Source organism: Moraxella pluranimalium, assembly GCF_002014825.1.
Classification (GTDB): Bacteria; Pseudomonadota; Gammaproteobacteria; order Pseudomonadales; family Moraxellaceae; genus Moraxella; species Moraxella pluranimalium.
On sequence record NZ_MUYU01000018.1, the window covers coordinates 75,616 to 100,027 of the forward strand.

21 protein-coding genes are annotated in these 24,412 nt (G+C 48.5%); 9 read left to right on the plus strand and 12 right to left on the minus strand.

The genetic code is table 11. The annotated features are described in order from the left end of the window. Positions 1–3: 3 nt before the first annotated feature. Complete coding sequence (plsB, locus tag B0680_RS07870) at positions 4–2,565, minus strand: glycerol-3-phosphate 1-O-acyltransferase PlsB (RefSeq protein ID WP_078254596.1); 2,562 nt, start codon at positions 2,563–2,565, stop codon at positions 4–6. Between the two features lie 135 nt (positions 2,566–2,700). Between plsB and B0680_RS07875 the strand changes: the two genes are divergently transcribed. After that, positions 2,701–3,666 carry an acyl-CoA thioesterase gene (locus B0680_RS07875; RefSeq protein WP_078254553.1) on the plus strand — a complete coding sequence of 322 codons (966 nt, stop codon included), beginning with the start codon at positions 2,701–2,703 and terminating at the stop codon, positions 3,664–3,666. A 265-nt stretch (positions 3,667–3,931) separates the two neighbouring features. Next, the gene (locus B0680_RS07880) at positions 3,932–5,107 is read left to right on the plus strand and encodes a DUF1615 domain-containing protein (RefSeq protein WP_078254597.1); all 1,176 of its coding nucleotides are present in this window, start codon (positions 3,932–3,934) and stop codon (positions 5,105–5,107) included. Between the two features lie 139 nt (positions 5,108–5,246). Here B0680_RS07880 and lptG read toward each other — a convergent pair whose 3' ends face one another. Together lptG and B0680_RS07890 are read right to left on the minus strand one after the other, a co-directional pair. Next, positions 5,247–6,341, minus strand: a complete 1,095-nt coding sequence (gene lptG / locus B0680_RS07885) for an LPS export ABC transporter permease LptG (protein WP_078254554.1) — start codon at positions 6,339–6,341, stop codon at positions 5,247–5,249. Beyond that, positions 6,338–7,660 (minus strand): LPS export ABC transporter permease LptF, encoded by a 1,323-nt coding sequence (locus B0680_RS07890; protein WP_078254555.1) that lies wholly within the window; start codon positions 7,658–7,660, stop codon positions 6,338–6,340. The genes lptG and B0680_RS07890 overlap by 4 nt, the downstream gene beginning before the upstream one ends. 195 nt (positions 7,661–7,855) lie before the next feature. Between B0680_RS07890 and B0680_RS07895 the strand changes: the two genes are divergently transcribed. Next, on the plus strand, positions 7,856–9,373 hold the full coding sequence (locus tag B0680_RS07895) for a leucyl aminopeptidase (RefSeq protein WP_078254556.1): 1,518 nt from the start codon (positions 7,856–7,858) through the stop codon (positions 9,371–9,373). A gap of 96 nt (positions 9,374–9,469) precedes the next feature. On the opposite strand, the gene B0680_RS07900 is transcribed toward B0680_RS07895, so the two are convergent. From B0680_RS07900 to B0680_RS07910, 3 genes are all read right to left on the minus strand, one after another. Further along, positions 9,470–9,796, minus strand: coding sequence for a TraR/DksA family transcriptional regulator (locus B0680_RS07900; RefSeq protein ID WP_078254557.1), 327 nt, complete (start codon positions 9,794–9,796; stop codon positions 9,470–9,472). Positions 9,797–9,938: 142 nt separating this feature from the next. Next, positions 9,939–10,061, minus strand: coding sequence for a hypothetical protein (locus tag B0680_RS10980; protein WP_265734180.1), 123 nt, complete (start codon positions 10,059–10,061; stop codon positions 9,939–9,941). 23 nt (positions 10,062–10,084) lie between these two features. Continuing rightward, positions 10,085–12,718 carry a TonB-dependent receptor domain-containing protein gene (locus B0680_RS07910; RefSeq protein ID WP_078254559.1) on the minus strand — a complete coding sequence of 878 codons (2,634 nt, stop codon included), beginning with the start codon at positions 12,716–12,718 and terminating at the stop codon, positions 10,085–10,087. A gap of 251 nt (positions 12,719–12,969) precedes the next feature. Here B0680_RS07910 and B0680_RS07915 point away from each other — a divergent pair, with 251 nt between their 5' ends. Then, positions 12,970–13,677, plus strand: coding sequence for a VIT1/CCC1 transporter family protein (locus B0680_RS07915; protein WP_078254560.1), 708 nt, complete (start codon positions 12,970–12,972; stop codon positions 13,675–13,677). A gap of 276 nt (positions 13,678–13,953) precedes the next feature. Here B0680_RS07915 and B0680_RS07920 read toward each other — a convergent pair whose 3' ends face one another. Further along, the gene (locus tag B0680_RS07920) at positions 13,954–14,355 is read right to left on the minus strand and encodes a DUF2000 domain-containing protein (RefSeq protein ID WP_211271267.1); all 402 of its coding nucleotides are present in this window, start codon (positions 14,353–14,355) and stop codon (positions 13,954–13,956) included. A 118-nt stretch (positions 14,356–14,473) separates the two neighbouring features. On the opposite strand from B0680_RS07920, the gene B0680_RS07925 reads away from it, so the two are divergent. After that, positions 14,474–14,926, plus strand: coding sequence for an Lrp/AsnC family transcriptional regulator (locus tag B0680_RS07925; RefSeq protein ID WP_078254561.1), 453 nt, complete (start codon positions 14,474–14,476; stop codon positions 14,924–14,926). A gap of 73 nt (positions 14,927–14,999) precedes the next feature. Here B0680_RS07925 and B0680_RS07930 read toward each other — a convergent pair whose 3' ends face one another. After that, complete coding sequence (locus tag B0680_RS07930) at positions 15,000–15,593, minus strand: YigZ family protein (protein WP_078254562.1); 594 nt, start codon at positions 15,591–15,593, stop codon at positions 15,000–15,002. A 124-nt stretch (positions 15,594–15,717) separates the two neighbouring features. On the opposite strand from B0680_RS07930, the gene B0680_RS07935 reads away from it, so the two are divergent. From B0680_RS07935 to dapB, 4 genes are all read left to right on the plus strand, one after another. Next, positions 15,718–16,422, plus strand: a complete 705-nt coding sequence (locus B0680_RS07935) for a pseudouridine synthase (protein WP_078254563.1) — start codon at positions 15,718–15,720, stop codon at positions 16,420–16,422. Positions 16,423–16,685: 263 nt separating this feature from the next. Continuing rightward, complete coding sequence (gene dnaJ / locus B0680_RS07940) at positions 16,686–17,837, plus strand: molecular chaperone DnaJ (RefSeq protein ID WP_078254564.1); 1,152 nt, start codon at positions 16,686–16,688, stop codon at positions 17,835–17,837. 71 nt (positions 17,838–17,908) lie between these two features. Then, positions 17,909–19,108: a PLP-dependent transferase gene (locus tag B0680_RS07945; protein ID WP_078254565.1), complete on the plus strand. Its 1,200-nt coding sequence runs from the start codon at positions 17,909–17,911 to the stop codon at positions 19,106–19,108. Positions 19,109–19,156: 48 nt separating this feature from the next. Continuing rightward, positions 19,157–19,957: a 4-hydroxy-tetrahydrodipicolinate reductase gene (gene dapB, locus B0680_RS07950; RefSeq protein ID WP_078254566.1), complete on the plus strand. Its 801-nt coding sequence runs from the start codon at positions 19,157–19,159 to the stop codon at positions 19,955–19,957. A 59-nt stretch (positions 19,958–20,016) separates the two neighbouring features. Here the strand turns inward: dapB and trpB are convergent, their stop codons facing one another. The 4 genes from trpB to B0680_RS07970 all read right to left on the minus strand — a co-directional run bounded on the left by trpB (position 20,017) and on the right by B0680_RS07970 (position 24,403). Continuing rightward, on the minus strand, positions 20,017–21,231 hold the full coding sequence (trpB, locus tag B0680_RS07955) for a tryptophan synthase subunit beta (RefSeq protein WP_078254567.1): 1,215 nt from the start codon (positions 21,229–21,231) through the stop codon (positions 20,017–20,019). Positions 21,232–21,339: 108 nt separating this feature from the next. After that, the gene (locus B0680_RS07960; RefSeq protein ID WP_078254568.1) at positions 21,340–22,452 is read right to left on the minus strand and encodes a metallophosphoesterase; all 1,113 of its coding nucleotides are present in this window, start codon (positions 22,450–22,452) and stop codon (positions 21,340–21,342) included. A gap of 23 nt (positions 22,453–22,475) precedes the next feature. Then, on the minus strand, positions 22,476–23,441 hold the full coding sequence (locus B0680_RS07965; protein ID WP_228143778.1) for a YheT family hydrolase: 966 nt from the start codon (positions 23,439–23,441) through the stop codon (positions 22,476–22,478). Positions 23,442–23,557: 116 nt separating this feature from the next. After that, complete coding sequence (locus tag B0680_RS07970) at positions 23,558–24,403, minus strand: DnaJ domain-containing protein (protein ID WP_078254570.1); 846 nt, start codon at positions 24,401–24,403, stop codon at positions 23,558–23,560. Between the last annotated feature and the right edge of the window lie 9 nt (positions 24,404–24,412).

Below are 24,412 nucleotides of genomic sequence, written 5' to 3' on the forward strand. Positions count from 1 at the left end.
CTCCTACCGCCACCGCTTCTTCTTGCCCATCTCTTGCATCGCAAGGGTGATTTCATCATGGCTTAGGCTTGCCGTGTGGCGCAGTAGCTGCATCATATCAGGATGTAGGACGAATTTGGCATGCTCAGCGATCTTATCGATGCGCTCATCGAAGGTCAGCAGCCCTGTCTTATCATCGATGGTGACATAGCCGACACGCACCAGCGTATCCATAAAGCTTGTAAACAGCGCCTTATCAAACATATCTGGCAAATCATCAGCGTGTAGCACCGACACACGCTGACCAAGCACATAGCACAGATTGACCACTTGCTCAGTATTTAGGCGGTTTGAGCCTTGCTCAGACAGCAGTGTCAGCGCCATAAAATACCGCTCAAGGCTTTGCTGGGCTGGGCTTGCCAGCACCATCAGCTGTTGATAGGCTTCAGAGTTCCCTTCGGGGCTACCGACCACACCATCACCCAGATCGACGATGACACCACGCTCGATGAGTAGGTTTAGCACACGCTCGGCTTGATCAGCGATGTTGCGTAGGGCAGTTTTTAGGAATAATTCACTTTGTAAAAATGGATACAACAGCTCAGTGATACTATCTAGCTTATCCCGATAAATACGACCATTACGCTGCACCAATGCCGCCAAGAAGCTTGCGATGATAAACACGTGCAAGATATTATTTCTAAAATAACTCAGTAGTGGAGCTTGCTTATCCGCCACACGAATCATATCGCCTAGGATATGCGGTGTGCGTTCGATGAGTTTTAGCTTGATGCCATAGTCTAGGATTTGCTTTGGTGTCATATCCGTGACATAGGTGTCGGCATCATAAGGCAGTGCTTGGGCGATGTGCTGATACAGCTTAATCTGCTCAAGGCACTGCACTTCATCAAGGGCGGCATTTGGGGTGGATAGTAGCACGAGCGCAAGCAGTGACACAGGATTGACCACAGCGGCTTTGTTGATGTTTTGCATCACTTTGACGCCGAGATTCTGCACCATAGCATGAGTCTTGGTGGCGTTATCCGCACTGTCATCTTGGGCTATGACATCGAATTTTGCCATAAAATCATTAAGATACAGCGGCTCGCCAAATGCCAAATGCACCGTACCAAAAATTCGCTCAATCTTGCGGGCAGTTTTTAGTAGACCTAATAAGTTCTCGCTTTCTTTTGGCTTACCTTTGAGCTCACCAACATAAGTCGCCCCTTCCATGATACGCTCATAGCTGATATAGGTCGGGATAAAGACCACAGGCTTGGCAGGCTCACGCAGGTGGCTATTGACCGTCATCGCTAGCATCCCAAGCTTTGGCGGTAGCAGACGACCCGAGCGAGAACGCCCCCCTTCGATAAAGTACTCAATCGGCGCTTGGCGCTGCATCAGGCTGTGCACATATTCTTTGAACACCGTGCTGTACAAGGCATTGCCCTTAAAGCTACGACGCATAAAGAACGCACCGCCACTACGCAGCAGCTCGCCAAGCACAGGGATATTGAGATTCTCACCCGCAGCGACATGGGGAATACGCAAGCCACGCTTATAAATCACATAAGATAATAATAGATAATCAATATGGCTACGATGACACGGCACATAGACGATTTGAAAATCAGGCGCAAGCGCACGCACTCGCTCAAAGTGACGCACTTCGACGCCATCATACAGACGTGTCCATAGCCAAGTTAAGAAATGGTCAAAAAATCGCACCACCGAATGTGAATAGTCGCTCGTGATTTCGCCAAGATAACCTTGGGCTTCTGCTTTGACGGCGGCGATGGATTTGCCGGTCTCGGTAGCGTGTTTTTCGATCGCAGCAGTCACCACTGGTGATGACAGGATCGTGCCGGCGATGTTTCGCTTATCCGATAAATCAGGGCCAATGATGCTGGTGCGCTGTTTATCCAGATAGCCTTTTAGGCGCATGGCGATGGTTGTAGTCAAATCATCACCTACACCTGCTTTGGCATCACGGATGAGTGACTGCAAATCCTTGGGTTCGCTAAATCGCACAAAGGTATCACGACCCATCACGCCGATATTGAATAGCTGTTTTGCCTTGGATGGTGATTCCCATTCATCCGCCATCATCAGGCGAAACAGTGACTCTTCCTTGTCAGGTGCGCGCCCCCACAGCACCGTAACCGGCACCAGCTGAATCTTCAGCTCAGGATTATCAAGACACGCGCTAATCAATCGCTCTAGGCGTGGTACGCTCGTCTGACGTGTACCATCAGAGCGACGGTCTTTCAAAAAAATCATCGCTGACGTCTCATGCACTCCATCCGTGCGCACTTCGGCAAGTGCTGATGGCAAGCCAAGCTCATCGGTCTGCATACCCACAAGCAGGCTGTTTGAGCGAGAATAAGCACGTAGCACATAAAAGGTTGGGATGCTTGGTTCAAGCTGTGGCACTTCGCCAATCAAGGTCGGCTTGACCGCAAGCGACAATCCCTTTGCTGATAGCTGACGATAGGAGCTTGGCGCACGATTGCCACCTTGTTCGTTCGTGTGTTGTTTTTCAGACTTGGATGACTTTGAAGAAAACCAATTAGGAAACTTTAGCATATTCTCATAGACCGTGAAGACTGGATAGACCATTCTACCATTTTTTGGGGCGTTTGGCTTGATTTTTGGCTCAAAATCCACCAAAAAAGTGTTATACTTTTGCCATCCAAACTCATTGATCAACCAGCGATACTTATGAAAACTTCCTTTGAGCGCTATGCAGTCGTGCCACCTGATGCCGTGCATAAAGTTGAAGACTTATTAAACACCCTAAAACTCACCAAAAGCGCACCCGATACCTTTGTGGGCAGTAGTCATGACTATGTCGGACCCCGTATTTTTGGCGGTCAAGTGCTCGCCCAAGCGATGATGGCGGCGGCGCACACGCTCGAAGATGACAAGCCCTGCCATAGCCTGCATGGATATTTTTTGCGTGGCGGTGACATCCGCTTACCCGTGACTTATCAAGTGCGTCGCCTGCGTGATGGCCGCAGCCTATCAGCTCGTGAAGTCATCGCCGTGCAGTATGTCGATGGACTGGATAAAGATAGTCAAAAAGTCAGCAAAGAGCAGGTGATTTTTTCGATGATTGCGTCATTTTCGCCGATGGAAGGTGGGCTGGATTTCCAAGAAACCATGCCTGATTATCCACCGCCTGAATCGCTTAAAACCGAACAAGAACTCAAAGCAAACCACCTAGAGCGTATCCCCGAAGCACTCAGAGCACGCTTTTTGCGTGAGCGTCATGTCGAGATTCGCCCTGCCAATCCCCAAGACCCCATCTCGCCTGCACCCACCAAGCCAAGACAAGCCAACTGGATTCGCATTGCTGAGTTGGATGAACAACCAGTTGCGGTGCACCAAGCGCTGCTTGCCTTTGTGTCGGATTTTTATTTGGCAGGTACAGCGCTGATGGGGCATGGGCTGAGCTTTATGACCAAAGGGCTACAGATCGCGAGTATTGACCATTCGATGCATTTTCATCGCCCCTTTGATATCCGAGATTATCTGCTGTATGAGATGTGGAGCGATACCACAAGCCATGCCAAAGGACTCAATCACGGGCAGTTTTGGCAAGCTGGCAAGCTGGTCGCCACCACGCAACAAGAGTGCTTGATGCGCCTACATCAAGACCCAAGCATCATGACCAGCTCCAACTAATCTCCCAATCCTTGCATGACCCACTTATCCATCCGTCAAAGGTGTTTTTGGCGGATTTTTTTCGCTTGCTTTGCCATCACTATGACAAGCTTTCTGCTTGGTGTATTTTTGTACAATGTGCACAAGCCTATTGCCATGCAAGGTATGATTGATTAAGATATGCTAACACTCAAACTGGAGATGCAGGCTAATGCTGCCTGATTTTTTTGTTTGGATGTGCTTGTTTTCGTTGTTGGCAAAACTCCCAATGTCGTTCAAGGATTTTATGCGTACTTCTCGTTTTTTTAAGCTTACTTTACCGATTAGCTGTATGCTTGGCTTGGCAAGCTGTGATTTGGTCGAAAAAACGACCCAAAGCACGCCCACCTTATCCGACCAAGAAATCGCCAAACTCATCCCAAGCCGAGTCAAAAACACCAAAAGCTGGGCGGCGGACATCGCTCGTGTCTATGATGAGCTCAAATTGGTCAAAAATACCCAAAACATCTGTACGACCATCGCCATCATTGACCAAGAGTCCAATTTTCACGCCAATCCTAGCGTGGCAAATCTTGGCAACGCCGCCCTAAAAGCCATCGATGAGAAGCTTGAAGATAAGCTTGGCAAAAACTTGGCAGGCGTGTTTCGCAATATGCTAGAGACTCGCCCAACCAAACAAGATAATTTCATCAAACAAATCAAAGCGGTCAAAAACGAAAAAGAGCTTGATGAGCTGTACCGAGAAATTTTTGATTATTTTACAAAGACTTATAAGGTATCAGGCATCGCCAACATCACCAAGCTATCTGGTCAGGGCATCGATGAGCGCATCAATCCTGTCACCACACTTGGCTCGATGCAGGTGCATATCGATTATGCGCGTGAACATCGCCGTACCAATATGAGCGATAGAGAGTTGCGCAGTGATTTGTACACGCAGTTTGGTGGGCTGTATTATGGCATCCATCGCTTGATGGTGTATCAGGCGGATTATGACAAGCCCTTGTATCGCTTTGCTGACTATAACTCTGGGATGTATTCAAGTCGCAATGCCGCCTTTCAGCAGCGGGTCAGCTCATTAAGTGGCACAAAGCTTGATATCGATGGTGATTTGCTGTTGTACAAAGATGGCGACCCCATCAGCAAAAAATCATCCACCGAGCTTGCCGTCGTCAAGCTACTTGCCAACGCTCCCACACCGCTGAACGAACGCCAAATCCGAGCCGATTTGCGTAAAGAAAAAAGTAAGGACTTTGAGCAGACCAAGACTTATCTAGCGGTCAGTGACTTATTCCAACAAAAATATGGCAAAAAACCAAGCTACGCCATCATGCCACAGGTGGTCATCTCAGGGCCAAAGCTTAGTAAAGACTACAATACCAACTGGTTCGCCACTCGAGTTGATGGGCGTTATCAAACCTGTATGGCGACCGCCAAACGCCTAAAGCTGGTCAAAGGCTAATTGGGTTGGTGGCTAACAAAGCTAAGCGGTTCTGCGCGTCAGCTTATCAATCACTCATGTTAATCACTCATAGCCAAAAGCCAAAATTCGTGCCTAAAAAAGCAATCTGTGATAGATTGCTTTTTTGGGTTTATGTTGGTTAATTGGATTTTTTGTTTAATAAATACATCCCTGCTAAGGTGCTCAGCACAATCGGCACAATCGCCATCAACATCGGTGACAATCCTGTGGCCAATGCCACAAAGCCTACAAGGTCGGTCAAATAGCTAAATAATAAGCCCGTCAAGAGTGCCAAGACGATACGCAGCCCCAAGCCTTGCGAGCGCAACGAGCCAAAGACAAATGATGATGCCACAAGCACCAACGACAGCACCGAAAATGGCGAAAACAGCTTTTGCCAAAACGCCACTTCATGCTTGAGCGAGCGCGACCCTTGATGTGCCATCAATTGCCCGTGTGCATACAAATCGGTGAGCGACAGCTCATCAGGCTCTCGGGTCAACAGATGCACATCCGTTGGCGCAATCGGCAATTCAAGCAGCTGATTATCCACGCTGGATTTTTTGACCCCTGATTGGCTGATGGCGACTTGGCTGACTTGATTGAGTTGCCAAGTATATAGCCCGTCATTGCTTGCTTGTGGCTGATACGTGCCACCTGTTGCCTTGAGCGCTGTGGTCAGATTGCCATCGATGAGCTGATAGCGTTTGACTTCGCCAAGCTTGCCGGCGTTGTCGGCATAATTGATATACACCACATCTTGGGTATTATCATGATTGGCAACCGACCAGTAGCCATTGATGGTGATGAGTTTGTCTTGGTTGATGCCTTGCTTGATAGCACTGGCTTGATAATTGGCGGTCGGCAGGATGAACTGATTGACCCCAAGTGAAATCAGCACAAACACAAACGCCGGCAACATCACCCAGCCAATGATGCGATACAAGCTCAGCCCCGCTGCTCGCATGATGACAAGCTCACTATGATTGGCAAGCAAACCCAGCCCCACCACCGCACCAAGCAGCGCACCTGTCGGGATAAATTCGGATAAAAAATACGGCGAGCGATAAATAATATAGCGCAGCGCCTCTTTGAGCGTATAAGTATCACTCAAATCTTCAAGCTCAGCCAAATACGCAAAAATCGTCTGCAATAGCCACAAGCCGACCACCGCACCCGTCATCGCAAGGAGCGCCGAACGAATCACATATCTTGGCAAAATCAAGGATTTCATTGGGATGTCTCGCTTGTGTGTCGTTTTAGGCGGAGTCGATTCATCAGCCTATCATGATAATTCAGATATAAAGCAAACAGCGCCACCGCCAAGATTGCCACAGGATACATCATAGCAGACAGCTTGCCTTTGGCGATACTGTCTTTGAGCGAAATCACCGCAAGCACACTCGCCACATAAATAAAAATCGCAGGGATGAGCTTGAGCCATCTGCCTTGACGGGGTCTGACATAAGACAAGGGCGCAGCGAGCATCACCGCAAGCAAAATCAGCCAAGGCAAGCTTAGTCGATAGCCAAGCTCAGCATAGACTTCATTGGTATTTTCTCGTTGTGCCTGACCGCTGATGACTTCGGTCAATGCCTTAGTAGAGAGCCCTTCGATACGCATGGCTTGGGTATCGGGTGCGCTTTTGCCCGCCAAGGTGATACGATACCGCTCAAAGCCGATTTGGCTATATTTTTGGCTCGTTGGGTCAACTTCATAGCGACGCCCTTGGTGTAAATCCAACTGAATTGAGCCGTCTGTGGTGGCGACTTGGGTCGCAGATTTGGCAAAAATCAAAGAATCTTTTTGGCTTTTGTATTCATCAGGAATCTGCTCAAGCGCTGCGGCATCTTCGCTTTGAATCTCATGATGCGTCGGTGCTTGATTTCTTTGAGCCTGCGTATCCATCATGCCTTTTTTGGCATTCATCTGAATGACGATGACATCTTGGAGCGACTCACGACGAGCACCAATCTCACCGACATATAGGTGATAATCGCCACTACTGATAAACTCTTTTGGGCGAATCAAATCAAACACCTGCGTCATCGACTGCTCAGTCCAGATGTTGGTCGCACGCTCCATACCCCACGGCTTGGCAACGAGCGCAATCCACCCTTCAAGCAGCATCAGCACAATCACGAGCGGCGCAAGCATCCGTGCCAAACGCCCACGGCTGATACCACTACTATTAATCACCGCCATCTCATGGTCAGAATATAGCCGCCCAAACACGAGCATCAATGCGATAAAAAACGACAAGGGCAAAATCAGCTCAAGAAAATACGGCAAATTATAACCAATCAGGCTAAACAGCACATTTACGCCCAAACCGCCTTCTGCCGCCATACCAAAATAACGAATCAAGCGACCACCAAGCAACATCACCACCAAAAAGCCCAAAACCAAGGCGGTGGTACTAGCAACTTGTGTGGTGATATAACGGCGTAAAATCACAGAAAAGGACTTCCAAAAAATGATTGGCAAATGGCTTATGATAACAAAAAACCGCCTAAGTTTTAAGCGATTTGATAAGTTTATTTTGTTGCGAATTTTTGCTTAATAATTACAGCATGATTACAACCCATCTTGCCAAGCCGATGCGTGTCATTATCAGGATTTACCGATGATTTGCCCTGTAAATTTCATTTTTGCATGACCGTAATTTGTGCTACACTAGATGCGTGTTTTCACAAAAGCGTTTCTGATTTTTAGACCAGTGTTTTAGATAATTTATAAGGATTTACTATGCCAACAAGTGCAATCAAACTTGGCGTCCACGCCGAATTGACACTCAAAAAAGCCACCAAAAATAACCCACTACCAACCATCGTCGTCTATGCAACTGACGCAGGGGATGTGCTTGGTGGTTTTGGTGATGCTGAATATCTATTGCGTGCCGATAGCCTAATCAAACAAAGCGGTTTTAAGGGAGGGCTGGGCGAGAGCGTGACTGACTATGCCATCCATGCCAAAGATTTCCCTGTGGTGACTGTGGTCGGTGTGGGCAAGCTTGACAAACTAGCGGGCAACATCGCCAAAGTCGCCGCTGCCACTTATACCGCCATCAAAAACAGCCAAAAAGCGGCTATCTTGTGGGGTGATACCATCTGCCATAAGCACTTTACGCAGTTTGTCCTAGCGCTACTGGCGGCTGCTTATCGCTTTGACCATCACAAGAGCAAGCCTGCCGATGCTGATGCCATCAGCGAGATTAGCATCATCTCAAACCGTGATGAATTGAGCGCTTATCAAACGGCACTGGATTTCGCCCTTGCAACTGGTAAAGGCGTGAGTGCGGCTCGCGACCTTGCCAATGAAGCACCAAATGTCCTTAGCCCATCGGAGCTAGCCAAAAAAGCAAAGCAGCTCGCCAAAGAGTACGCCGACAAAATCAGCGTGAACGTACTTGGCGAAAAAGAAATGCAAAAACTTGGCATGGGCTGCTTTCTCGCCGTCTCGCAAGGCTCAGACGAAGAAGGCAAACTCGCCGTCATCGAATACTATGGCAAAACCGGAAGAGCTGGCAAAAAAGCTCGTCTGTCTAACCCAATCGCCTTGGTCGGCAAGGGTCTGACCTTTGACTCAGGCGGTATCTCTATCAAGCCATCAGCAGGCATGGAAGAGATGAAATTTGACATGGGCGGTGCGGCATCGATTTTAGGCACAGTGCGAGCGGCTGCCGAAGCCAATCTTGCCATCGACATCGTCGCTGTGATTGCCTGCGCCGAGAATATGCCATCAGCTCGTTCAGCTCGCCCGGGCGATGTCGTCACCGCGATGAACGGCACAAGTGTCGAAATCCTAAATACCGATGCCGAAGGTCGCCTGGTACTGTGCGATGCACTGTGCTATGTCCAAGAAAACTACACACCAAAAGCCATCATCGACACCGCCACACTCACCGGTGCGTGCGTCATTGCGCTAGGTAGCGTGCGTTCTGGCTTATACAGTAACGATGAAGATACGCTATTTGCTCTAGAAGCGGCAAGCGAATTTACCAATGATTTGGTATGGCATATGCCACTTGATGATGACTATGATGCCCAAATCAACTCAAAAATCGCCGACATCCAAAACATCGGTGGTCGTGAAGCGGGCTCAGTCACCGCAGCGTGCTTCCTAAAACGCTTTATCAAAGACGGTCAAGCATGGGCACACCTAGACATCGCAGGCACCGCATGGAAAGGTGGTAGCACAAACACCGCCACAGGTCGTCCTGTCGCCCTATTGACGCAGTATCTACGCAGTCAGGTCGAAGAATAAGCAATACAGGCTAAGCAAGCAAAATGCTTATCCCAAACAAAATGCGGTTCATCATGAACCGCATTTTTATTGCATCCGTCTAAGTTTATTTGGCGTTTATTTGGCGTGTGTCATGCACAGCGTGGCAAACGGCACAGCATCCAAGCGACCTTCTTCGATGTCTTCGCCACACTCGGCGCAGATGCCATAGCCACCTTCTTCGATACGGCGAAGTGCAGCATTGACTTGGGTGAGCTCATGCTCAGCTTCGTGCACGAGTGCCATACGCATCTCATCACGGGTAGCAGCGACGGCTTGGTCGTCCCAGTCTTGGTTGCTGTTGTCATCTGGGTGGGCGATGCGGTCTTTAATCTTATCGATACGGGCTTGATATTCTTGCTTGAGCGCAAGTAACACATCTTGATAATGCTCAGTGCTTTTCATGGTCATAGCTCCTTATTTGCTTGGTTAATCGATGTCATCAATGATGATATTTCACTCTTTTTCCCACTTCTATTATTCATCAATTCTTATCAAAACTCAAGTGATTTTCTGATTAATCAGCCCATTATTTTAACCGTCATTATCATGCCATTATCAGCAAACTTTCTCCTATTTTTACCCAATTTTCATCAAATCGCTCAAACTTTTTACCCAAATTTTTTATAAAAAAATCGGCGCATCTTGCACCGATTTTTTGCTTTGCCATATGGCTTATCACGACATGACAACCTAAAAATGATAAGTCGCCCCAAAGCTGATGCTACGCCCCATCTGCGGAATATAGGGCAAATAAGTTGCGTGTGCATAGACTTTTTGATTGAGCAGATTATCCGCTTTGATAAAGACATCGACATCGCCATATGCCATCGGTTTTTGGTAAGCCAGCCCCAAATTTAGCATATCATGCCCTGCGGTCTTGTGCTCGAATTTGGATAATTTATCTTGGTCAAACACTCGATAATACTCAAGCTCGCCCGTCCACTGCTCACCAAACTCAGCCTTTAGGCGTGTGCCTAGACGCATGGGCGGTAGGCGTGGCGTGGGTCGGTTGGCTTGTGGTTCATAGGTTTTTTCGCCTGTCGTTCTATCATACGCCACCACCGCATCGGGCAAATCCACCAATCGCCCAGAGATGACATCGCCAAATACGGATGCATGATAAGTATCATTCAACTGATAACCAATCTTACCTTCAAAGCCATGAAACTTCGCCCCAGACTGACTATAGCGGTTGATTTTGAGCGAATACGGCGCAATCACCGTGCTATTGCCAAGCGATTCATTGAGCGTCTGTAGATAGATATAATTATCAAAATCATAATAATAAGCGGATAATTGATAATCCAGTCGCTCGCCTTGATACCCGAGTGCAAGCTCAATGTTGTTGGATTTTTCTTTGGTCAAATCCTTATTCCCCACCTCAAATGAGCTGGTCGCTAGGTGCATCCCATGCGTATAAAGCTCTTGAGCGGTTGGCAGGCGTTCTTGGTGCGATGCACTGATGCTTAGACGGTATTCAGGCGTCACTTGCCACTTAGCACCGATGGCGTATGAAAAGGCGTGCTGTTCGTTTGGCTTGGTATTGTCTAGAGCATTTGCCAAATCAGATGCACGCTCGGCATTGGCGGCAGCGACAGTCGCTGAACAAACCGCATTTTTGGCACAACGCTCACTAATCGGATTGGGCTGCATCACTGATGCAATCTTGTCGGTATCATAGTGCATCTTGATACGCTGTGATGCCGCACGAGCCGATGCTTCTAGCGTCACATCACCAAGCTGATATTGCTGTAGCCCAAAGATTGCCCAATTATCCGTGCTATTTGTGCCAAGCATTTGCCGTCCTTTATAGACACTCGGGGCAAGTGCACTATTATCCGCCGTCAGATACTGCACGCCCCAGATGCCTGAGAGTCGCTCAGTGGGTGCTTGGGTCAGCTCAATGCGTGCGGTGGTGGCTTTGTTACGAAAATCACTGCTGATGCGTGTGCCTTCTTTTTCTTGATGCTGATAATCAGCATGAGCGACGCTCACGCCAAGCTTATCCACGCCTGCCATCGGCTGATATACCGCCGCCTTGATGTCATAGCGACGATTAGTCAAGTCAATCCAAGGCGCACCATGCTCATGCGACTCGGTACTGCTGTGCGTATGATTGCCACTCGAATCAAACGATGCCGCCTGCAAGCAGTCCGCTCGTGGATTAAGATAATTGACATCCGTCTCATCCATCAGCTGTGGATAGCTCATCAGATACGGCTTTTTGCGCTCGCTCGATGGCAAAATCACATATGCCCCACAGCCTTCGTACATCGCATTGTGCGCAGGCAGACCGTACTCATCATGGCGATGACTGATGGATGCGCCCACATAGCCACGCTCACCCACCCACGAGCCACCAAGTGCTAACGCATCCGACTCCGACCAGCTCTCAGGCAGATAATCGAGCGTCTGCGGTGTGACGATGGCGTTTTGGTAGGTTTGTTTTTTGGTTTGATAATCACTCTCGCTACGGATAAAGTGACGCTCACCTACAGGACGATAGCGAAAATACGGCGTCTGATGGCGATTGGCAAGCCAGTGCTGATATTCTGACTCTAGACTTGCCAAGTTATCAGGGGCGGCGATGTGTGCTTTGAGTGCTTTTTCGCTATCAAAATGATACTGCTGATGCTTGGGCGTCTGATAATCACCCGCACGGCGAACGAGCCCTTGTGCGGTGATGGCGATATGCTCGCCAATCCCTGCTGATACCGCTGCACTGACTAGCTTCTCATCATTAGCACTGCCATAGCGGGCACTGACTTCACCAGTAGCGACACTTGGCACGCTCGTCTTAATCACATCATCCACGACATTGATTTGCCCTGCGACATTACCTGCACTATACAGCAGGGTGCTTGCGCCACGCACGATTTCGACTTGCTTGGCAAGCAAGGTATCGACCATCACCGCATGGTCAGGTGATAGATTTGCCATATCAAGCACATCGGTGCTGTTTTGGAGTACCTTGAGTCGCTTACCTTCTTGACCACGGACGATGGGCGCAGATGCACCACCGCCATAGTGGTTGGAGTGTACGCCAAGCTCGCCTGCCAAAGCATCGCCAAGCGTTGCCGAATTTTTCTTGAGTGTCTCTTGCTTGATGATGACATCCGATGGCTTGGCTTGTCCAAATAGGCTCTGGGCGGTGCGACGACTGACGATTATCTCATCACCTTCGAGCACCACAGTTGGCACAATATCCGTCGATGTCGTGGCAGGTGCGGCAGATGTGGCGTCATCAGCATAAGCTAACTGCATGGCGAATACACCACCGATTGCTAGTAATAATGGGCTTAGGCGTCTTGTTTGGGTGTGCATGATTTTTTCCTAATCAATGATAAAGTATAACAATTATTTCAAAAATGTATTAAGTCAATGAATAAAGTTACATAATGTTATATTATTATATAACTATCGTCAAGCAAATTTGTAAACAAGACCCATTTTCAGATAAGAAATTAGGCAAAAAATAGAAACATTTTTAAGTACAATTTAAAGACAAATCAGTCATTCACGATGCCAATTCTTGGCGTATAATAGGCTCAAATCAATGCATTTTGGAAAAAACTATGTATTCAGCTCATACCGAACCGCATTTTAGCTCACGCAACAACTGGCTACGCGCCGGCGTACTCGGGGCGAATGACGGTCTTATCTCGACAGCTAGCCTGCTCATGGGTATGGTCGCAGGTAATGCCACTATGAATATCTTGATGCTCACCGCCCTAGCCGCCATCATCGGTGGTGCGCTGTCAATGGGCGCAGGCGAGTACATCTCGGTGTCATCACAGTCGGATACCGAAAAAAGCGACCTTGCCAAAGAAGCCTATGAGCTCAAGCACAATCCTGACAAAGAGCTGAACGAGCTGACTGAAATCTACAAACTGCGTGGGCTTGATGATACACTTGCCAAGCAAGTCGCCGTCGCCTTGACCGAGCACAACGCCCTAGAAGCGCACGCCCGTGATGAGATTGGGCTTAGTGATGCCCATTCTGCCAAGCCACTTGAAGCGGCGATGGCATCAGCGGCCGCCTTTGTCGTCGGTGCGGTGTTGCCACTCGTTAGCCTGTGGCTTGGCAATCGCATTGGGGCGGATTTGAGCATCATGCTTGGTGCGACGACTTTGGTGGGGCTTGCGCTATTGGGTTATTTTTCTGCCAAGCTTGGCGGTGCCAAAGTCGTACCGGCAATGGCTCGAGTGCTGATTTGGGGTGTGTTTGCGATGGCGGCGACTGCGATGATTGGTCGCTTGTTCGGTGTGTCGGTGGCAGGCTGATGGACAGGTGGCGAGCGTGTACGAAATTTCGTACAAACATTGCCGATTTTTGCCACTTTTACTGACACTGTCATTTTGGCATAATATATCCAACAGCAAAGGAAACCGATACAGGATGTATCAAGCAAGGATGATAAGCTGTTAAGTATGGAAACACCGTAAGGATGCACGCAGGATATGCACCAAAAAAGCCACAAGTGAAAGCTTGTGGCTTTTGCTTTGGGGGATGGGTGATGATAAAGCCGTCTGAATATCATTTCAGACAGCTTTCTCAATTTATGAATGTAATGCAATGCCTTTGGTTAATTTATCCACCGCATTTTTCTTACCACGAATGGCAATGCCAACCAAATTTAAATTGCTCGTTTCATGTTTGGCAATTTCTGCACGATTATCTACATCATTGTAAGTTTTAAACAATTCTTCGGTATAAATTGCCACCGCCATTTCTTTTTGATTGGCACTTTGCAAAAGTTCCAATAATGTTGCACGGTCTGCCTGATGTACCATAATCGGCTGTTGGCTCATTGGCAAATACTGAACACCACTAGCGTCTTGATAGGGTTCGCCCACAATATTTTGCGTTGCACCCAAGCCACTCATCAAAAAGGCAGTTACATTTAACGCCTGCCACGTTGCCAAATCATCACGCAAAATCACTTTGATTTTTTGTATCAAAATTCATCATTCTCTCCAAGAAGTTGTTTAAATTGATAAGAGAATTGTACCGATTTTGCTATAAAAAAGGTTTGCGTTTTTTGCTATAATTTGCCTTATTTTTAGAAAATTTTTGCGTATGGATAATTTAGATAAGAAAATTTTGGCTCATATCCAAGAAAATGGGCGAATTTCTCTCACGGAATTGTCAGATAAAGTGGGGTTGAGTATCTCGCCTTGTCAAAGACGGTTAAAGCAACTGGAAGACAGTGGCGTGATTAGCGGTTATCGTGCCGAAGTCAATCCCGAACGGATTGGCTTGAATTTTTCCGCCATTGTGTTTGTGAAAATGAAAAATAATAGTGGCGACAATATCCGTGAATTTGAACAAGCCTTAATGGATATTCCTGAAATTATTCAAGCACAAAGTTTGTTGGGCGACCCTGATTTTATTTTGCACATTGTTACCCAAGATATGAAATCGTTTCAGCAATTATATGACCGTCGTTTAACACAACTACCGCATATTACGGGGATTACTTCTACATTAGTGATGAAAAATATTATTCCATTGCGAGCCATGCCGATTTAAATCGTTTTCAGGCTGGCTGAAAAGATTGGGCGATAAAAAAGCCGTTTGAACAAAAGCATTCAAACGGCTTTTTTCACTCATCCACCACCACGCCATACACCCCAAGCCCTGCGCCAAAGTCATCCACCCGCGCCGCATCCATCTGTGCACGGATGATGACATCAGCGTCATAGCCCACCGAGATGATCTCGCCATCAACCGCACCGATCAGATAGCGCATCTGCGCTTCATGGGCGAAGCTTGTTCGCACCGTCACCACCGCCTTTGGGATAAATGTCGTCAGCGCCATCTGATCCACCGCCATCTGTGCCGATGTCGCATAAGCACGGGTCAAGCCCCCTGCACCAAGCTTAATCCCGCCAAAGTATCGCACCACGATGATGATGCAGTTACCGATCGCCTTATGTTGTAAGACATTCAAAATTGGCCTGCCTGCCGTGCCGTTTGGCTCGCCATCATCATCAAAGCCTGCGCTGGTGGTGTTATTGGGATCGCCGATGATATAGCCATAGCAATGATGGCGTGCATCAGGATAGCGCGCCTTGAGCGTGGCGACATATCCCATCGCTTCATCTCGGCTATTGATGGGATAGGCGAATGCCAAAAACTCGCTTTTTTTGATTTCATACACCGCTTCACACGGCTGGCTTGGGGTTTGGTAGCTCACAACTGCTCTTTTGTGGTGGATTTGGGATATTTTCCCACACTTTGACCATTTGTACAAATCATCAAGACTCGGCACGCTTAGCAAAAATATGCTACACTAGCATTATTTATCGATGGAAATACTCATGCGTTTGGATAAATTTTTAAGCAAAGCCACCGAACTGTCTCGCAAAGACGCCAAAAAAGTCCTGCACGCCGGCGAAATCAGCGTCAATGGCATCATCATCAAAGACTCAAGCCATCACATCGATGTCGCCTGTGATGAAGTGCTTTGGGCAGGTGAACCACTGTCTGTCGCCGAAGGCAACCGCTATATTTTGCTGTATAAGCCAGACGGCTTTGAATGCACCCTAAAAGCCAAAGAATACCCCATCGTCACCGATTTGATCGCTGTGCCCGAAGTCGATAGCCTACGCATCGCAGGCAGGCTCGATGTCGATACCACAGGCGCACTGCTACTGTCCGATGATGGTGCATGGCTACATCGTGTCACCAGCCCAAAACGCCATCAGCCAAAACGCTACGAACTCACCCTAGCCGACCCGATGGATGCCGACGCACAGGCGCACGCCATCAAACAAGTGGCAAACGGTATCTTGCTTGATGGCGATGACGAAAAAACCCGCCCTGCCGAATTATCATTCATCGATGAGACGCACGCCGTGCTGATTTTGACCGAAGGCAAATACCATCAGGTCAAGCGTATGATGGCGTATTTTGGTAATAAAGTCATCGAACTACACCGAGCTAGCATCGGTGATATCACCCTTGATGGGCTTGAGATGGGCGAATGTCGTTTCCTAAAGCCTGATGAGATTGCGCAGTTTTGATGTAGATTTAACATCTTGCCGATAAGTAGGTTTCACGTGAAACCTACTTTTTTTGTTTGGTATCTGTCAAGCACAAAAAGCCAAGCACAAAAAAACAGGCATTTTACAATCTGCCATACAGCGACTCAGTGCATTTGAATTGGCACAGTTAATTTAAAAAAAATTCCCCAAAATTTGCAGGTATTTGACAATTTAGGCTTGATAAATCACCCCATCAGCACCATATTTAGGCATATTTTTTGTATTTTTTATGAGTTTTGGATATGAGTAAAGATTTTTATAGTGTATTGGGCGTGGATCGTTCTGCCGACGAAAAAGAAATCAAAAAAGCCTTTCGTAAAATTGCGATGAAATACCACCCAGACCGCAACCCAGACAATCCAGAAGCCGAAGAAAAGCTCAAAGAAGCCACCCGAGCCTACGAAACCCTAAGTGATGCCGAAAAGCGTGCCGCCTACGACCGCATGGGTCATGATGCTTATGAGCAGGGCATGGGCGCAGGCGGCTTTGGCGGTGGTGGTTTTAGCGCCGAAGACATCTTTAGCCAATTCGGTGATATTTTTGGTTCGGCATTCGGTGGCGGTGGTGGCTTTGGCGGATTTGGCGGTGGTTCAGGCCGTCGTGCCAGCCGTGGGGCGGATTTGTTGTACAACATCAGCCTAACGCTCGAAGAAGCGGTCAAAGGCTGCAAAAAACAAATCACCTTTTCGACATCAGTCACCTGCGGCACCTGTCATGGCAAAGGGGCAAAATCAGACAGCGACATCGTCACCTGTAGCCATTGCCACGGTCAAGGTCAAGTGCGGATGCAGCAAGGCTTTTTTGTCATGCAGCAGACCTGCCCACAGTGTCATGGCACAGGCAAACAAATCAAAAACCCTTGCCCTGATTGTCATGGCGAAGGCAAAAAAAGCGAACAGCAAACTTTGGAAGTCTCTATCCCTGCCGGTGTCGATGATGGCGACCGTGTGCGCCTAGCAGGCAAAGGCGAAGCAGGCGACAGCGGTATGCCAAATGGCGACCTATATGTCGAAGTGCGTGTACAGCCGCACAGCATCTTTACCCGTCGTGGGGCGGATTTGCATATGGATGTCCCTGTCTCGATGGTGACAGCAGCGCTTGGCGATGAAGTAGAAGTGCCGACACTCGATGGCAAAATCAAAGTCAAAATCGCCGAAGGTACACAATCAGGCAAGCTACTGCGTGTGCGTGGCAAAGGTGTCACCACCGTGCGTGGACATATGCAAGGCGATTTGATTTGCCGTATCGTGGTGCAGACGCCTGTCAATCTGACCCAAGAACAAAAAGAGCTGATGCGCCAGCTACAAGCGAGCCTAGGCGAGAAAAATAGCGGCGAGCAGAAAAAAGGCTTCTTTGATAAGATCAAAGACGATGTCAAAGATTTGTTTGACTGATATCAGCACCTAAATCATTTGACAAAGCCATCATATCCTGCGTATGATGGCTTTTATTTTTGGAATATTTTATGAAAAATCAAACCGCACTCATCCATGATGCTCGCCACGCCCCGCAGTACATTGACAGCTTGCAGCCGCCTGTATATCGAGCATCGACGATTGTGTTCAAAGGCACCGCACAGCTATTTAACCGCCACTGGACGGACCGCTATGATTATAGCTATGGCACGCATGGCACGCCGACGACTTATACGCTTGCCGATCAGATTGCACGGCTTGATGGGGGCGACTACTGCCTGCTTGCGCCAAGCGGTCTGTCGGCGATCAATTTGGTCAATAGTACATTCTTGAAATCAGGTGATGAAGTGTGGCTGCCTGATAATGCCTATGGACCAAACGCTGAACATTTAGAATTTTTACAAAATCACTACGGCATCATCCCAAAGGTCTATGACCCATTAGACGTCAGTTCATTTGCGCCATCAGATCGCTGTCGGCTGATTTGGCTAGAAGCGGCGGGCTCAGTGACGCTAGAATTTCCTGATTTACAAGGACTAATCAAAAAAGCCCAAGCACACGGTATCTTGACGGCGATTGATCATACTTGGGGTGCATCGCTTGCCTTTAGTCCGTTTGCCATCGGTGATGAAGCCCTAGCGGTGGATATTGCCGTGCACGCCTTGACCAAATACCCAAGCGGCGGCGGTGATGTGCTGATGGGTAGCGTGGTGACCAAGGATAAGGCTTTGCACACCAAACTGCTACTCACGCACGCACGACAAGGCATCAGCATCTCAGGTGATGACTGCGCCACTGTCTATCGCAGTCTGCCTAGCATGAGTATGCGTTATGATAAGCAGTCTGCCACTTGCTTAGAATTATTAGAATTTTTAAAAAATAAACCGCAATTTAGCCAAGTGCTACACCCTGCAATGACAGACAATGCCAGCTATCAATTTTGGCAACAAAACTGCCCGACCGCCAAAAGCGCAGGACTGGTCAGCGTCATCCTAGATAAGCACTATTCATGGGCAGATGTCTGCCGATTTGTCGATGCACTACAGCTATTTAAAATCGGCTTTAGCTGGGGCGGGGCGACCAGTCTTGTGATGCTCTATGACATCAAAAAAATGCGTAAGCTTGCCAACAACCATCTTGCCGATGGCTATCTGGTACGCTTTTGTATCGGGCTTGAAGATGCCTGTGATTTGATGGCGGATATTGAGCAGGCGCTCAAGGTGTTAAAATTGGATGAAAAAACAGATTAAAATGGGTATAATCAAACTCATCAAAACAACCATCATAAGGATGTCATTATGAGTCAACTCAATATCGGTATCATGGGCGCATCAGGTCGTATGGGTCGAATGCTCATCGAAGCAACGCTGAACAATCCCAATACCAAGCTTGCAGGGGCGTTCGTCCGCAGTATCTCAAGTCTCATCGGTGCAGACTCTGGGGAATTTATCGGCGTGGGCAAAACAGGCGTGCCACTATCCACCATCACGCTGGATGGCGTGCAGGCGCTGATTGACTTTAGCTTACCTGAAGCACTCGATGAAGTGCTAGACGCTTGCCTTGCACACAAAGTACCACTGGTGATGGGCGTAACCGGTCTGTCTGATGCCCAAGAAGCCAAGCTCAAAGCCGCCAGCGAACATGTCGCCATCGTCTATGCTGGCAACTACTCAACGGGGGTCAATCTGTCGCTAAACTTACTTGCGACCACGGCGCGCGTGCTTGGACTAGATGCGGATGTTGAAATTATCGAACACCACCACAAGCACAAGATTGATGCGCCATCAGGCACAGCACTGATGATGGCAAAAGCCGTCGCCGATGCTCGTGGTCAGCACTTGCCAAATGCCCTAGTGCACGGCCGTCACGGTGCTGCCAAACGCCAAGTGGGGGATATTGGTATGCACGCTATCCGTGGTGGTGAAATCATCGGCGAGCATACAGTCGAATTCATCATGGATGGTGAAATCATCGCCATCACCCACAAGGCACAAAGCCGCGCCACCTTTGCCACAGGTGCGGTCAGAGCTGCCGAGTGGGTCGCCACACAGCCAGCGGGTCTTTATACTATGCAAGATGTGCTTGGGTTAAAAGGCTAACATAGCAGACAAAAAGCGGAAAATTTATCTTTTCCGCTTTTTTTGTTTATCCCATCAACTCACACATCAATCTGACTTAATACAAAGTCCAAATCCTTATCACCACGCCCTGATAAATTAACCAAGATTTTTTGGTCTTTGCCAAGCTTTTTGGCTTCACGGATGGCGAACGCCACCGCGTGCGAGCTCTCAAGCGCAGGGATGATGCCTTCCATGCGTGACAGTAGCATAAAGGCATCTAGGCACTCTTGGTCGGTCGCTGATTGATACTCTACTTGACCGCTGTCTTTCAGATAGCTATGCTGTGGCCCAACACCAGGATAATCCAGCCCCGATGCAATTGAATGCACAGGCGCAGGCTCGCCGTTTTCATCGAGTAGTACATAGCATTTAAACCCTTGGATTTCACCTTTGACACCTAAGGTCAAGGTCGCTGCATGGCGATGATGACTGTCAAGCCCTTCACCCGCAGGCTCAACGCCGACTTTACGCACCGTATCATCATCCAAGAACGCATTAAACAGACCCAAAGCATTCGAGCCACCGCCCACACAGGCTGTCACCACATCAGGCAGTCCGCCTGTCAATTCGCTAAACTGACGGCGAGCTTCATGCCCGACGATTGACTGAAAATACCCCACCATCTCAGGATACGGCGCAGGACCTACCACCGAACCGATGGCGAACATACTGTCATCTAGCTGATTCAGATAACTTTCAAACGCACTGTCCACCGCTTCTTTGAGCGTGCCTGCACCACGAGAGACGGGCACAAGTGTCGCACCCAAAATCTTCATGCGAGAGACATTCGGATGTTCTTTGGCGATATCCACGACGCCCATGTGGATTTCGCACTCAAGCCCGAGCAGTGCCGATGCTGTCGCTAGTGCCACACCATGCTGTCCTGCACCTGTCTCGGCGATGACTTTTTTCTTACCAAGTCGTTTGGCAAGCAATACTTCGCCCAGACAATGATTAATCTTGTGCGATCCTGTGTGGTTCAAATCTTCACGCTTCAGATAAATCTGCGCACCACCTAAATGCTCAGACAGTCGGCGCGCATGATAAATTGGGCTTGGGCGGCCGACATAATGTAACTGTAGCGCTTCGATTTCTTTTAAGAAATTCTCATCAGCAATCATCGCACGAAAGCCGTCTTCGATTTCTTGCATCGCTGCTGCCAGTGCAGGATGTCCGATTTTACCGCCAAATTCACCGAATAGGCCGTCTTGGTTTGGCACGACGGTATCATTTAATCCATAAAGCTTGGTCATCATATTCCCCTTAAGTATAAAATGGGCGTGCCAACCACGACACGCCCATTCATTCTAGCCATATTTTAAAAAAAGTAAAGCCGATTTTGAACACCAAAGGCGGTTTTGCTATTTTGGTGCACTGCCCACCATATCGATAATCCACACTTCAGACTGCGAACCTAGACGCAGCGGCACGCCCCACAGTCCATAGCCAGATGAGACCACCGTGTGCATATTGCCCACTTGCTCATAGCCATATCCGATGCGGTTCATCATCGCAACGATAAAATTCGCTGGGAAAATTTGCCCATTGTGCGTATGCCCCGAGACTTGTAAATCAATGGGTAATTGGCTGTTGTCATCGATTTGGCTTGGGCGATGATCAAGTAAAATCACAGGCTTGGTGCTATCGACTTGCTCAAGTAGCTCTTTGGTATCAAGACGCTTGGCATAATGATCATCAAAGCGACCAATCACCGATAGGCTTGTGGTTTGGCTGTCTTTTTGGATGTCGATTTGGGTGGTTTTATCATCAAGTAGCACTGCGCCTGTGTCGGTGATGGCGGTGATGATGTCGGTTTGGGCTTGTCTGCGGTACAAATCATGATTGCCAAGACTTGCCACTGCGCCATAGCCAGTCGCATCGACCACCGCCTTGAAATGACTTGCCATGCCAAGCGCATCATAGGCTACCGTATCATCATCCATGACATCACCCGGGATCAGTAGCAGGTCCACCTGTTCATCTTGTAAAATCTTGGCAAGCTTATCAAGATGATCAATACCAACAAGCTCCCCCAAATGCAAATCACTCACCATCGCCAAACGCACAGGCGCAGGCATCGGCTTATCAATACGGATACTTAGGTGACGCACCGTCGGCGTATAGACATTATAAAGACCCAGCCCAATCAAGCCCACAAAGCTTGCCACACCAAAGGCTCGAAGGCTATGCCCAAGCGTGATGCCAGCTTTGGACGCCACAAAGCCCGCCACCAAAGTCAGTGCCATCGCCATCACCGCAATCCACATCATGCTAAGATAGCTCATGCCAAAGCGAAACGAGCCTGTGATCAGTAGCACCAAGATGATGTTGCTTATGACAAACAGTGCTATCATCACTGCCTTTAGCATCGTATCGGACGCCCGCGGACGCACAAGCCACTGCACGCCTGATGCCAGTGCATAGGTGCACAGCTGAAATAAGATGGCAATCACCGCCATAAATAAGATACGCATCACGCTTTGCCTATGGATAATTATTAATTATTATTAAAAAATGATAATGCAGAATTAGCAACGAAACTCAGATCAAATTGACGAGTTTTATAATCATAATCCACAAAGCCAATATGCCCGCCGTGCTTGGTATCAAGCAAAGTGACATCCGCCGACACATCGCCTGCCGTCGCCGTCAAGCCCAAAAACGGATCATCTTTGGCAGTGATAATCAGCGTCGGATGCGCCACATCAATCAGATAAGGCAGTGCCGACGCCTGACGGTAATAATCGTTCTTTGAGCGGTAGCCGTGTCGTGGTGCGGTAAAGGCTTCATCAAAGTCACCCATACGCTTGGCACGCTTGAGCAATTGGATTTCATCGGCACTTAGGCGATTATCTAGTGCTTTTTTGACGATAGGGTTGAGTAGATATGGCGTATAGATGTGCCGCCCGAGCAGTCGCTCCATCGCCACCGATGCCGATGCCAGATCCACCGGTGCCGAGACGACGACCGCCTTTTGGCACAGTGCTGATGTGCCGTATTCGCCCATGTACTTGGCTAGGGCATTACCGCCCAGCGATACACCGATGGCATAGATGGTGGCAAATTGATTGGATAGATATTCTAAATAATGATGCACTTCTTTGGTGTCGCCAGCGTTATAAAACACATCACCCGATACCGCCACGCCACCACATGAGCGAAAATGCACCACCACAAAATGATAGCCCTGCGCCTGCACTGCCTTTGCTAGCGTGCGTGCATAGTGGCTTTGGCTTGAGCCTTCCATGCCATGAAACAGCACCACCAGTGGCGTGTGATATTTACCATCATCACCGATAATTTCATCGGTCAAAAGATAATCAAACGCCACATCGCTTTGGTTGAGTGAATCTTTGATTAGGGTGCGTGTGTAATTTGGCTCAAATTTGACCAAAAACTTCGGCAAAATCGTCTGTAGGTGCGGATTTTTTAGCCATAATGGTGGGTGAAACTGTGTCGGCATGGGCATCTCTGACTTAAGTAGGAAATTGTGCGGTTGGTTGTTGATGGTGGCGATGGGGTGATTTTTCTAGGGCGGAGTGGTTTGTTTGGCTAAATTTTATACAGTATCACGCATACTTAGCCTTGTACTTCAAAGACCACCACCAAATCGCCTGCACCATCGCTACTTGGCAAGCCCCGACCGCTTAGGCGAACACTGGTCGGATAATACGCATGGGCAGGCACGCCAAGCTGTAACGATAGTGGCGGTGGCAAGACCACCTGCGCCCCTGTATCGATGTCGCGACGGCTCAAGGCGACCGTATAATAGACATCCAGCCCACGCACGATGACATTGGGCTCGCTGATGGCAATCTGCACCGTGACTGTGTCAGCGCCACGAGTCAGATGAATGGTGTCGCCTGTGGTCAGCCCCTTAGGTAGCGTCGTCTGCCATGTCTGATGGTTCACCGTGAAAGTCACTTCACCGCCATGATAGGCCAGCTGTAGGCTAATCTGACAAATGGGTAGCTTACTTGTATGATTAAGCTGTCGCCACAGTCGCTTGGCGTGCTTGATGGCTTGCCCTGCGATACGCCCTGCACCGCTTGCGATATTATCTTGTACAGATGTGGGCACTTTGGATTTGACGACTTTACCAAGCTTATCAACTTGCTGTTTGGCAAATGTGCCTACCGTATCTGCTACCTGCTGTTTTTTGGCGAGTAGCCACTGTCTGCTTTGATGCTCAAGCCATCGCTCATCATAGCGTTGTCGCAGATCGGTATCTTTGAGCGTGGCATAGGCGGTATTGAGCAGGCTTGCCATCTCATCATCATGCCTGCCATCGACTCTGTCGGGATGATGGCGAGCGATTTGACTGCGGTAGGCACGCTTGATGGTGGCGACATCTGCCGACTTTGGCACGCCAAGTAATTGATAATAATCAATAAAATGATCAGACTGCCCAGAATGTTTTGTCATCTTATCCCA